The sequence below is a fragment of the Rhodococcus sp. NPDC003318 genome (assembly GCF_042879035.1).
Lineage (GTDB): Bacteria > Actinomycetota > Actinomycetes > Mycobacteriales > Mycobacteriaceae > Rhodococcus_G.
The window spans coordinates 107,083-118,247 of record NZ_JBIAOU010000001.1 but is presented as its reverse complement, the minus strand read 5'-3'; the positions used below and the strand labels follow the sequence as shown (position 1 = coordinate 118,247).

The following is an 11,165-nucleotide window of genomic DNA, read 5'->3' as shown; positions in this document are numbered from 1 at the left end:
GTCGCACACGCTCCGTCTCTTCCGCGGGACGGGGGATCGACATGGGTACGGTCGAGAGCCACCGGACCGATAGGGCCGCTCGGCTGTGTTCTCAACCACCTGCCAGTCTAGCAAGCCGGCCCGGTGACGGTGGCAGCGTGCCGCGCGTGCACCGCACCCCGATTGGGTACTCCGACGGCAGCGCCGTCTCGGCGCCCACTCGACAAGGGAGGTTGCGGTGAAGCCATCGGACGTCGACCGGGTCCTCGGCACGGGTCGCTGCCATCGGGTCGGGAGTTTCCGGTTCACCCTGCGGGACCGACGGTGGGAGTGGTCCGACGAGGTCGCCGCGATGCACGGCTACCCACCCGGCGAGGTCACCCCGACGACGGAACTGCTGCTCTCGCACAAGCATCCCGCCGACCGGGAACGGGTGTCCGGCGCGCTCGCCGACACCGTCGAGAAGGGTGAACCGTTCTGCAGTCGCCATCGCATCGTCGACACCGCGGGCCGCACGCGGCACGTCCTGGTCGTCGCGGACCGGGAATTCGACGATCACGGCGACCTTCTCGGCACCGCCGGGTTCTACGTCGAACTCGACACCCAGGACGAGCCGCGCCCCGGCGACGGCCGGGCGGCCCCGGACGAGACGATGCTGGCCGACCTGCTCGCGTCCCGGGCGGCCATCGAACAGGCCAAGGGGGCGTTGATGCTGGTGTACGGTATCGACGCGGACCGCGCCTTCGACGTCCTGACCTGGCGCTCACAGGAGAGCAACGTCAAGTTGCGTCTCCTCGCCCAGCAGCTGGTCGCGGAGTTCACCGAGGCGGTCAACGCGCCGAGCGGGCTGCGTTCGCTGTTCGACCATCTCCTGTTGACAGTGCATGAACGGATCCGGCCAGAACGCCCAGCGTGACCGCGTTCTCGGGGTGTCCCCGTTCGTCGCGTCGCGGATCGCGGCCGTCACGGACGGGTACCACTGTTCGACGTTCTGCTGCAGCGCGACGTCGACAGTGCTGCGTCGACAGCGCTGGCCACGGCGGCGACGACCCGTTCGATTCCGCCCTCGCCGATCGAGCCGTCGTCCTCGATGTGCTCGCTGAGCCGGACCGGGATCCGCAGCCCGTGGATCGGCAGCGGGGGCGCGCCGGGGCCGGCGTCGACCACCTGGAGTTGCGCCGAGTTGGAACCGATGTCGAGGACGGCCAGTCGCATGCTCCGGGGATACCCCGAATCGGCTCCCGTCACGCTCCCACGCCGAACCGCGCGAACAGCCGCTCGACGGCGCTGCAGTCCTGCAGGAAGCGGCGGCGGGTCGGATCGGCGGTGACCTCACGCAGGATCGCGTCCGCGTCCGGGACGTTCTCGGCCCGCAGGATCGCCGACCAGACGGCCGTGTCGGTGGCCGTGAACGCGTCGGCGCCGTCCCGCATGGCGGATTCGAGGACGCGCCGGTCCCGCGCGTCGAGCGTGTCGTGGACCAGGACGATCAGTTCCCCGGCCACCGACGCGTGCGCGCACTCGTCGCGGCGGTGCAACACCACCGTCGCGCGGTTCACGGGCTGGATCGACTCGTCGTTCGCGATCAGCGCCAGGTAGTCGGGAATCGACGTCTCCGCGACCGTCGCGTACGCCACCGTCGTCAGCGCCGCCGCCCGCGGACCGTCCGCGGCCGCCACCGCCTCCCGGTGGCGCCGGACCGTCACCCCGTCCGGCAACGCCGCATCGGGCAGCGGCCAACCGCGCCGACGGCGGGTCAACGCGGACGCGTTCAGGTGCATCAGCGTGTGGTACTCCTCGTCGACCATCGCCTGCACCGCCGCCGCCCGCGACGTGTCGGACAGCCCGGCACCGAGACCGTCGCGGAAGAGCACACCGAAACCGGGTGTCACGACGTCCTGCTCGATGTCCACGACGTTCTTGTTGTAGGCGATCCACGCCCACGCCAGGATCCGGGCGCGCACGGTCGCGTCTAGCCCCTCGAACCCGGGATGCCCCGCGAACGGGAGCAGCTGCTCGGGGTAGTCGGCGTGATCGGGATCGAACAGGTCGTCCATCGTCGGCCCGTCGAGCGCGGCCTCGTTGCGGCGGACCGTCGCGCGGCGCGGCCAGCTGCGCACCAGTCCGCGGATCACCGCCGACTCCACCGGGTCGGTGGGGTCGTGCTCTGGCAGCCGGACGGTCATCGGAGCAGGCCCTCGAACAGGTTCGCGCACCGCGCGGCGGCGTCGTCGGCCCGGTCGCCGAGGGGAGCGCGGGCGGCGGCGAGCAGGTCCGCGAACCGGGCGGGCTCGCCGGAGCACACCGCGTCGAGCCGCGCGAGCGCCTCTGACAGCGCCGACCTGGCCTGGGCTGCATAGGGATTCGCGGTCTGCACGTCCCGGTACACCTCCGGGGTGCCGAGCGTGATCCGCGCCAGCAACGCCGACAAGGTCCGGTGCGGCGGCGGCGCGAGGTGAGCGAGGTCGTCTGACTCGATCCCGAGGTCGGCCAGGGCCAGGCCGAACGCCAGCACCGCCGCATGCGTGAGGGCCTGCATCGCCGCGCACAGCCGATCGTGACGGTCGGCGCCGGTGACCTCGACGTGGCCACCCCACGCCCGCATCCGGTCGAGCACCGCGTCGGCGTCCGGTCCGCCGCGGTGGACCACCGCCAACACCGACCGCCCCGGCAGCCCGAGCGCGGGAGCGAACATCGGATTGACCCCGACGACCTGTCCACCGGCCGGCGCCCGCGCGACCGCGGCCGCGAACCGAGACTTCACCGACAACGTCTCCACCAGCACGGCGTCGCCCCGCAGCAGCGGCAGGAGGGCGTCCACCGCCGCCAACGCCACGTCCTCGGGCACCGCCAGCATCACCACATCGGCGTGCCCGATCGCGGTCCGCAGCGCGTCCCCGGGGTCCCGGATGTCGCCCGCCGGGTCGGTGGCCGGGTCCGCCGCCGTCACCGTCGCGCCGGCAGCGGACCACAGGTCCGCGAACATCGACCCGACGGCGCCGGCGCCGCCGGCCACCACCACCGACCGCACCGTGGTCGCGAGCTGCTCCGTCACGGTTCGTGCTCGCTCGCGACCGACAGGCAACGCCGCATCGACAGCGCCTTGACCATCGTCTCCTCGAACTCCTCGTCCGGGTCGGACAGCGCCACGATCGCGCCGCCGACCCCGAACGTGACCTCGTCCGCGGTGGCCACCATCGTCCGGATCACGATCGACAGGTCCGCCGTCCCCGTCAGCGAGAAGTAGCCGATCGCACCGGAATACACCCCGCGGGGACCGTTCTCGAGCTTGTCGATGATCTCCATCGTGCGGACCTTCGGGGCCCCGGTCATCGACCCGCCCGGAAAAGCCGCCCGCACGCACTCGACCGCCGACACACCCTCCCGCAAGGTGCCCCGCACCGTCGACACCAGCTGGTGCACCGGCGCGTAGGTCTCGACGGCGAACAGCTTCGGCACGTGCACCGACCCCGGGACACACACCCGGGACAGGTCGTTGCGCACCAGATCGACGATCATCAGGTTCTCCGCGCGGTCCTTCTCGCTGAGCAGCAGGTCGTGGCGCAGGGCCCGGTCGCGCTCCGGATCACCGGACCGCGGCCGTGTCCCCTTGATCGGTTTCGACTCGACGACCCGGTCCGCGCCGACCCGCAGGAACCGCTCCGGTGACGCACTGAGCACGGACATGCCGTCGAAGCACAGCAGGGCGCTGTACGGCATCGGACTGATCTCCCGCAGGCACGAGTACCCGGCCAGCGGATCGAGCCTGCGGTGAACCGTCGCCGCGTTCGTCAGGCACACCTCGTACGACTCCCCGGACCGGATCTCGGCGAGACACTGTTCGATCAGCCGCAGATACACCTCGTGGTCGTGCCGGAACACCATCGGGACGTCGGCGGCGCCGGGCACGAGCGGCGGTGCGGCCGGCCGCGGTACCGGTGTCTCCTCGAGCACACGCAACGCGGTCGCGGTCTCCCTCAACCAGCGCACGGTCTCCGGGTCGTCGGTGCCGTCGTCGAGGGCCAGCAGGTGGCAGCACCCGGTGCCGTGGTCGACAACCAGGGCCCGGTCGGCGAAAACGACTGCGGCATCGGCCTGTTCGGATGCATGCGCCAACTGGCCGCCGGTGTCGGCCTTGAGTTCGTAGCCGAGATAACCGACGTAACCGAGGCAGAACCCGAACGGCAGGTCCGACCGCGGCGGCACCGCCCGCGCGCGCAGCTGCGCGTCCAGATAGTCGAACAGGGTGGTGCGCACCGACTCGGTCGATCCGTCCGAGCGGCGGACCCGGACCGTCGTCTCGGTGACCCGGTAGGTGACGAACTCCGCGCGCGGCCCCGAACAGTTGCCCATCACCGAGAACCGCCCGTCGGCGTCGGACGCCGCGGACCCGTCCAGCCAGAAGCTGTCGGGGCCGTTCGCGAACAGCGTATCGTACACCACCGTCGGGTCGACCGCCCGGTCGACCCGGACGTGACGCACCCGGTACCGGTGGACCGGCTCGGTCACCGGCGGCGACGCAGGCGGGGCGGCCGGCGGTCGCGGCCGCCTGCGCACCGGGGTCAGGGCGGCGAAGTTCTCCAGCAACCGGCGCCCGTGTTCCGTGCAGATCGACTCGGGGTGGAACTGCACACCCCACATCGGCCGGTCCCGGTGTCGCACCGCCATCAGCACGCCGTCGTCCGCCCATGCCTGCGGGTCCAGCGGTTCCCGCAGGTCGGCGACCGCCAACGAGTGGTACCGCACCACCTGGAACGGCGACGGGATGCCCTCGAACAGGTCCCGCCCGTCGTGGCTGACCGAGCTCAGCCGGCCGTGCCTCGGCTCGGGTGCGGGGACCACCCGCCCGCCGAACAGGTGGCACAGGCCCTGATGGCCCAGGCACACCCCGAGCACCGGGAGTCCGCTGTCGGCCAGCGCCTGCGCGCTGATCCCGAAGTCCCGTACCCGGTCAGGGCGACCCGGGCCGGGGGAGATGACGATGTTGTCGTAGTCCGCGAGCCGGACCGACTCCCACGGCCGATCGTTCGTCAGGACCGTGGGGGTGCGACCGTTCACCTCCGTCAGCAGGCTGTACAGGTTGTAGGTGAACGAGTCGTAGTTGTCGATCAGCAGCGTTCGCACCACTCACCTCACTGGGGCTCGTTCGGTGGCTGCGCGGCCACGATCCGATCCTCGACCCGGCACGTCTCGGCGATGAGCAGGTCGTACAGGTCCCGCAGGAACTGCGGGGACAGGTCGTGGTCGAGAGCGTACGAACGGGCGTGCTCGTGCACCGCCCCGACCCGGCGCGGCTGCATCACCGGAATGTCGTGCCGCCGCTTGAGGACGGCGATGCGGGTGCAGACCTCGATCCGCTGCCGCACGCTGTCGAGAAGCTGATCGTCGATTCCGTCCAGCTCCGACCGTAGGTCCTCGAGCTCCGATTCCGGGCGCAGAACCCGGACGTCTCCACCGTCGCCGGCGCGGTCACTCGAATCACTCATGCGCGGTCCCACCTTGCACTCGAAGTGAGGATTCCCCGACCCGTCCCATAGTCTCACCGCATCCGGCCCGGGTCAGCAGATCGCAGATACTGCCGGGTCACGATTGGTGAACAGGTGGCTAGCGCGCCCAGGACTGCCCCGGCGCCAACTCCACCGCGTCGAGCCCGGCGGCCGCCGCCCGCGCGGCGAAGTCGGCGCCCGGGCCGGTGAACCGGCTCGGGCGTACCCTGTCCAAACCGATCGGCCACAGCGTCCCGAAATGCACCGGAATCGACAGGCGCGCCGCGACGAGTTCCGCCGCCCGCACCGCCGCCTCCGGATCCATGTGGCCGGGCCCGAGATTCGGGCCCCACCCGCCGACCGGGAGCAGGGCGACGTCGCAGCGCGGCACCCAGTCCGCGATCGCCGGGTCCAGGGCGGTGTCACCGGCGAAATACGTCGTCGCCGCGCCGTCGAGCACGTAGCCGACCGCATCGGTGAGACGCGGACCTCGCCGGATCCGCCTGCCGTCGTGGTCCGCGGGCACCGCCCGCACGGTGACCGCGCCGATCCGGGTCTCGTCCCCGACCGCGAGCTCGATCAGCCGGTCCCCGAACACCCGCAGCCCCGAGAACCCGGTGACGGCGCCGCGCGGCACCACGATCGGCACGTCGGTGTCGAGCAACGCCAGCGACGGCACATGGGTGTGGTCGGCGTGCAGGTGCGACAGCACCACCGCGTCCGGGCGCACCGGATCGGCCATCGGGTCCGGGCCGCGCCTGCGCCGCAGGTGCACCACCCGCGCCGTGAGCACCGGATCGGTCAGAATCGTGGTCCCGCTGTCGGTGACGGCGACGGTCGCGTGCCCGATCCACCGGACCCCCACCTCACCGTCCGGCACCGGTGAACTCCATCGCGCCGTCGGACACCGACCCGAAACGCAGGGCCGCGATGTCGAGCAGGTAGTTCTGCCGCAGGCGCCACGGCGCCCGCGGCCCCTGGTCGGGGAACCGGTGGATGCCGCGCCGGATGTAGCCGGAGGTGAAGTCGATCGCCGGCAGCCGGGGCATCGCCGGGTCGGTGTTGCGCGGCCGGCACTGCCGATACCCGCGCGCGTCCATGTGGTCGAGCAACCGGCACACGTAGTCGCACGTCAGATCGCACTTCAGGGTCCAGGACGCGTTCGTGTACCCGATGCAGAACGCCAGATTCGGCACGCCGTCGAGCATCATCGCCTTGTACGCCAGCGACCTCGACACGTCCACGGGGACGCCGTCGACCTCGAACTCGATCCCGCCGAGCGGCAGCAGTTCCAGTCCCGTCGCGGTGACCACCACGTCCGCAGCCAGCTCGGCGCCGGACCCCAACCGGATCCCGCTGGGGGTGAACGACTCGACGGTGTCGGTCACCACCGACGCCCGCCCCGACCGGATCGCGGCGAACAGGTCGCCGTCGGGGACGAAGCACATCCGCTGATCCCACGGTTCGTAGCGGGGCGTGAAGTGCCGCAGGTCGTAGTCGGTGCCGAGCCGTGCCCGAACACCCTTGCGCAGCAGCCTTTTCACCGTAGTCGGGCGGCGGCGACTGAGCTCGTAGAACAGCGACATCCGCAGCACGTTCTTCCACCGGATCAGCCCGTACACCCACCTCGAGGGCAGCACCCGGCCCAGGCGCAGCGCCCACCGGTCCCGCGCCGGCAGCGACAACACGTAGCCGGGGGAGCGTTGGAGCATCGTCACGTGCGCCGCGGACCGCGCCATCGCCGGGACCAGGGTCACGGCGGTCGCGCCGCTGCCGACGACGACCACCTGCCGACCGGCGTAGTCGAGGTCGGGGTCCCACTGCTGCGGGTGCACCACCGCGCCGCGGAACGACTCGAGGCCCGCGAAATCGGGTCGGTAGCCGTGCCGGTAGTCGTAGTAGCCGCTGCACACGAGCAGGAAACCGCATGTGTAGGTGACCTCGGTGCCGTCGTGGACCGCGCTGACCGTCCACCGGGCCTGCGCACTGTTCCACCGGGCGCCGGTCACCCGAGTACCGAACCGGATCCGGTGCTCGATCCTGTACTCGGCGGCCGTCGCGCGGATGTAGTCGAGGATCGACTCGCCGTCAGTGATCGACCGGGCGCCGGTCCACGGCCGGAACGCGTAGCCCAGGGTGTACATGTCCGAATCGGACCGGACCCCGGGATACCGGAACAGATCCCAGGTGCCACCGATCCGGTCGCGACCCTCGAGCAGCAGGATCGACGATCCCGGCCGCCGGCGCCGCAGGTGGCAGGCAGCCCCGATCCCGGACAGCCCGGCGCCGACGATCAGGACGTCCACGTCGTCGCTCGACATTCGCTCACCACCGGCCGGGTCGGGTCGTGTCTCGACACTAACACCGCCTCCTGCCCCTACCATCCGACGTGACAAGGAGGGTCGACGATGCGCACTGTGCGAACCGCGGCGAGAACCGTGACCGAATTTCTGGTGCTGTGGCTGACTTCCGCCGTCGCCCTGGTGCTGACCGACCTGGTGTTGCCGGGGGTCGAGTTGACGGCCGTCCCCGGTGGCGGGCCGTTCGCCACCATTCCCGCCGCGCTCTCCCTGGCCCTGGTGTTCGGCGTGCTGTCGGTGACCCTGTGGCCGCTGCTGATGCGCGCGATCCTGTGGGCGGGCCCCGCCCTGCTGTTCGTGCTCACGTTCGTCGGGAACTGGCTGATCATGATGCTCGCCGTGCAGGTGGTGCCGCTGGCCCGGTACGAGAATGCGAGCGACCTGTTCGTGCTGGCGATCACGCTGTCCGCCTTCGGGTCGGTCGCCATCGGGGCCATCGCGGCCCGGCGCGACGACACCTACCGCCTGATGGTGGTGCGCCGCAACAGATCCCGGCTCCGCCGCGCATCGGCGGGAGTGGCGAGCGACGAGTCGCCGGGCCTGCTGTGCATCCAGATCGACGGACTCGGCCACGACGTCCTGCACCGCGCGATCCGCGACGGCGTCACCGAACACCTCGCCGGCCTGGTCCGCAGCGGATCGCACACGATGGTGCCGTGGTATACCGACTGGAGCAGCCAGACCGGCGCGAGCCAGCTCGGAATCCTGTACGGCGACAACCGGAACGTGCCCGCCTTCCGCTGGTACGACAAGACCCGCGGCGCCGTCGCCGTGTTCAGCAACCCCGCCGACAACGCGGCACGGGAGGTCGAACGCGCCCACCGCGACGGCCTGCTCACCGGCGGCGCCAGTCGCGGCAACCTCTTCACCGGCGGCGCGGACGACAACGTCCTCGTGGTGAGCAGGATGCGTGGTGCCCGAATGGGCGGCGGCGCAACCGGATACGCCGACTACTTCCTCGACCCCGCGAACGCGGTCCGCACCACCGTCCGGCTCGTCGCGGAGGTGATCCGGGAGGTCCGGCAGGCGCACCACGCGCACCGCGCCGACATCATCCCCCGCATCCGCCGCGGCGGCATCTACCCGCTGGTCCGCGCGTTCACCACCGTCGTCGAGACCGACGTCGTCACCGCCGCCGTCATCGGCGACGTGATCGGCGGCCGCAGCCCCGTGTACGTCGACCTCGTCGGCTACGACGAGGTGTCCCACCACTCCGGCATCGAACGCCCCGAGACACTCCACGTCCTGCGCACACTCGACGCCCAGGTCGGCATGATCGTGGCCGTCGCCGCGCAGGCGCGACGGCCGTACCGCATCGTCGTGCTGTCCGACCACGGACAGAGCCAGGGCGCCACGTTCAGCCAGACGTACGGGCACACCCTCGAGGAGTTCGTGCTGCAGGCCTGCGACCGCGCACCGGCGCGGGGCACGGGATCCCTCGGCAGCCGCGGCCGGGGCGCCGAGGGGCTCGGGTACGCGGAGGCCAGCCTGCACGTCAGGACCGGCGGCACCGCGCCCGCCGGTCCCCTCGACAATCCGGTCGTCCTCGCCTCCGGGAACCTCGGACTCGTCAGCTTCCCGCTCGCTCCGGGTCGCGCCACCACGTCCTGGATCGCCGAACACCACCCGGGTCTGCTGCCCGCGCTGACCGAACACCCCGGCATCGGCTTCGTCCTCGCCGCCCGAGACGACGGCGGGTCGGTCGTCCTGGGGCGCGGCGGCAGCGTCGACGTCGACAGCGGGGAGGTCACCGGGCGGGACCCGCTCGCCGACTTCGGCCCCGGCACCCTCGACCGGATCCGGCGCACCGACCGCTTCGACAACGTCGCCGACCTGATGATCAACGGCCGCTACCGTCCCGACACCGGCGAGGTGGCGGCGTTCGAGGAGCAGGTCGGGTCGCACGGCGGCCTCGGCGGCCCGCAGACCACCCCGTTCCTGCTGTACCCGTCCACCCTGCCCGCACCGCCCGACCCGCTGCGGGGCGCCGAATGCGTCCACGCCGTGCTGTCCCGGTGGCGCGACCTGCGCTGATTCGCACCTGTGGGCGGCCCGCGCCACCTACTGTGAATCCATGCGTCCGTTCGTGCGGGCATGCGCGGCCCTGTCGGCGCTGGCCCTCGCCGGTGGGGTGTTCACGGGCCCGACGGCCGCGGCCGCATCGCCGGAGATCGGGTGCGCCTGGCAGTTCATGTCGGACGCCACGACGCTCAACGTGGCCTTTCCCGACGCCAGCGCCACCTACTGGGTGTTGCCGTACGCACTCGTGGACGGCGACCGGATCACGGTGCACGGCTGGTACCCCTACGCCCGCTACATGTCACTCAACACGTACGGCACCGACTTCGACACCGTCGACACACTGCGCGACGACGAGATCGCCCCCGACCCGGGCAGCGGCAACCCCTTCGCCGACCCGGCCGCGGCCGGCCTGCCGCCGGACGCGCGGCGCTGGCAGGTGACCGTCACCACCGGCACCGCGGACCGGTCCCGGAACGAGATCTCCGCACTGCCCACCGCACCCGGAGCGCAGCGGGTTCCCGTCGGGTTCCTCATCGTCCGGGTGTACGTGCCCGACGACCCGCAGTCGCTGCCCGGATCGGTGCCGCTTCCCGAGGTGTCGCTGACCCGGGCGGGACGCACCGTCTCGATCCCCACCTGCCGGGCCCCGTTCGACCCCTCGTCGCTGCCCGGCGGCCCGATCGACACCGCCGCCACCGACGCCTTCGACGCGGTGATCGCGTCGGCCGCCGCGGGCGCCTTCCCCGGCGACGTGCCCGAGGCGACGTTCGTCAACCCCGCCAGCACCTCGGGCCTGTTCCCCAACGGCGACAACAAGTACGTCGGCGCCGGCCTGACCCACCAGCCGGGCCGCATCGTCGTCGTCCGCGGCCGCGCGCCGACCTTCCCCGACACCGGAGCGGGCGTCCCACCCGCCGCGCCGGGCACCGACGTGCGGTACTGGTCGATGTGCCAGAACGACCAGGTCTCGCCCTACCCGGTGGTGGCATGCGCGGCCGATCACCAGACCCGCGTGGACGATTCGGGGTTCTACACCTACGTCGTGGCCGCACCCGCCGACCTGCCCCCGCGTGCGGCGACGGACCCGACAGTGACCGTCCTGCCGTGGGGGTCGACGGAGGTGCCGAAGAAGGTGCTGTTCCTGCGGCACATGCTGCCGAGCGCGCAGTTCTACCCGCGGTCCGTGCAGGCCTCCCAGGCGCAGGGCAGCGACCCGGCCGTCACGATGGGCGACTACTACCCCCGCGCCGCCTACTGCGCCACCGAGACCTTCCAGTCCGGTGGCTGGCGGGCCTGCCTCGGCGGCTGACCCCGCAAC

At 71.7% G+C, this 11,165-nt stretch carries 10 protein-coding genes; 3 read left to right on the top strand and 7 right to left on the bottom strand.

The features are described 5' to 3' along the window. Positions 1-217 precede the first annotated feature (217 nt). A complete protein-coding gene (locus ACFYVR_RS00605) occupies positions 218-895 on the top strand; it encodes a PAS and ANTAR domain-containing protein (protein WP_387468661.1) in 678 nt (225 codons plus the stop codon). A gap of 47 nt (positions 896-942) precedes the next feature. On the opposite strand, the gene ACFYVR_RS00600 is transcribed toward ACFYVR_RS00605, so the two are convergent. The 7 genes from ACFYVR_RS00600 to ACFYVR_RS00570 form a co-directional block, all read right to left on the bottom strand. Next, positions 943-1,194, bottom strand: coding sequence for a hypothetical protein (locus ACFYVR_RS00600; protein ID WP_387468660.1), 252 nt, complete (start codon positions 1,192-1,194; stop codon positions 943-945). 29 nt (positions 1,195-1,223) lie between these two features. After that, entirely contained in the window at positions 1,224-2,165 is a 942-nt protein-coding gene (locus tag ACFYVR_RS00595; protein ID WP_387468659.1) for a diiron oxygenase, read from the bottom strand. Then, positions 2,162-3,034: a prephenate dehydrogenase/arogenate dehydrogenase family protein gene (locus ACFYVR_RS00590; protein ID WP_387468658.1), complete on the bottom strand. Its 873-nt coding sequence runs from the start codon at positions 3,032-3,034 to the stop codon at positions 2,162-2,164. The genes ACFYVR_RS00595 and ACFYVR_RS00590 overlap by 4 nt, the downstream gene beginning before the upstream one ends. After that, positions 3,031-5,103 carry an aminodeoxychorismate synthase component I gene (gene pabB, locus ACFYVR_RS00585; RefSeq protein WP_387468657.1) on the bottom strand — a complete coding sequence of 691 codons (2,073 nt, stop codon included), beginning with the start codon at positions 5,101-5,103 and terminating at the stop codon, positions 3,031-3,033. The genes ACFYVR_RS00590 and pabB overlap by 4 nt, the downstream gene beginning before the upstream one ends. An 8-nt stretch (positions 5,104-5,111) precedes the next feature. Next, the gene (locus tag ACFYVR_RS00580) at positions 5,112-5,465 is read right to left on the bottom strand and encodes a chorismate mutase family protein (RefSeq protein ID WP_387468656.1); all 354 of its coding nucleotides are present in this window, start codon (positions 5,463-5,465) and stop codon (positions 5,112-5,114) included. A 118-nt stretch (positions 5,466-5,583) separates the two neighbouring features. Continuing rightward, positions 5,584-6,345, bottom strand: a complete 762-nt coding sequence (locus ACFYVR_RS00575) for an MBL fold metallo-hydrolase (protein WP_387468655.1) — start codon at positions 6,343-6,345, stop codon at positions 5,584-5,586. Beyond that, on the bottom strand, positions 6,332-7,786 hold the full coding sequence (locus ACFYVR_RS00570) for a flavin-containing monooxygenase (RefSeq protein WP_387468654.1): 1,455 nt from the start codon (positions 7,784-7,786) through the stop codon (positions 6,332-6,334). The genes ACFYVR_RS00575 and ACFYVR_RS00570 overlap by 14 nt, the downstream gene beginning before the upstream one ends. A gap of 87 nt (positions 7,787-7,873) precedes the next feature. Between ACFYVR_RS00570 and ACFYVR_RS00565 the strand changes: the two genes are divergently transcribed. Beyond that, complete coding sequence (locus tag ACFYVR_RS00565; protein WP_387468653.1) at positions 7,874-9,859, top strand: alkaline phosphatase family protein; 1,986 nt, start codon at positions 7,874-7,876, stop codon at positions 9,857-9,859. A gap of 40 nt (positions 9,860-9,899) precedes the next feature. Next, on the top strand, positions 9,900-11,156 hold the full coding sequence (locus ACFYVR_RS00560) for a hypothetical protein (protein ID WP_387468652.1): 1,257 nt from the start codon (positions 9,900-9,902) through the stop codon (positions 11,154-11,156). Positions 11,157-11,165: the final 9 nt, after the last annotated feature.

Excerpts from the sequence above, each read along its gene's own strand:
- ACFYVR_RS00595 (WP_387468659.1), bottom strand. The coding sequence starts at position 2,165 with ATGACCGTCCGGCTGCCAGAGCACGACCCCACCGACCCGGTGGAGTCG.
- ACFYVR_RS00565 (WP_387468653.1), top strand. The coding sequence starts at position 7,874 with ATGCGCACTGTGCGAACCGCGGCGAGAACCGTGACCGAATTTCTGGTG.
- ACFYVR_RS00600 (WP_387468660.1), bottom strand. The coding sequence starts at position 1,194 with ATGCGACTGGCCGTCCTCGACATCGGTTCCAACTCGGCGCAACTCCAG.
- ACFYVR_RS00560 (WP_387468652.1), top strand. The coding sequence starts at position 9,900 with ATGCGTCCGTTCGTGCGGGCATGCGCGGCCCTGTCGGCGCTGGCCCTC.
- ACFYVR_RS00580 (WP_387468656.1), bottom strand. The coding sequence starts at position 5,465 with ATGAGTGATTCGAGTGACCGCGCCGGCGACGGTGGAGACGTCCGGGTT.
- ACFYVR_RS00570 (WP_387468654.1), bottom strand. The coding sequence starts at position 7,786 with ATGTCGAGCGACGACGTGGACGTCCTGATCGTCGGCGCCGGGCTGTCC.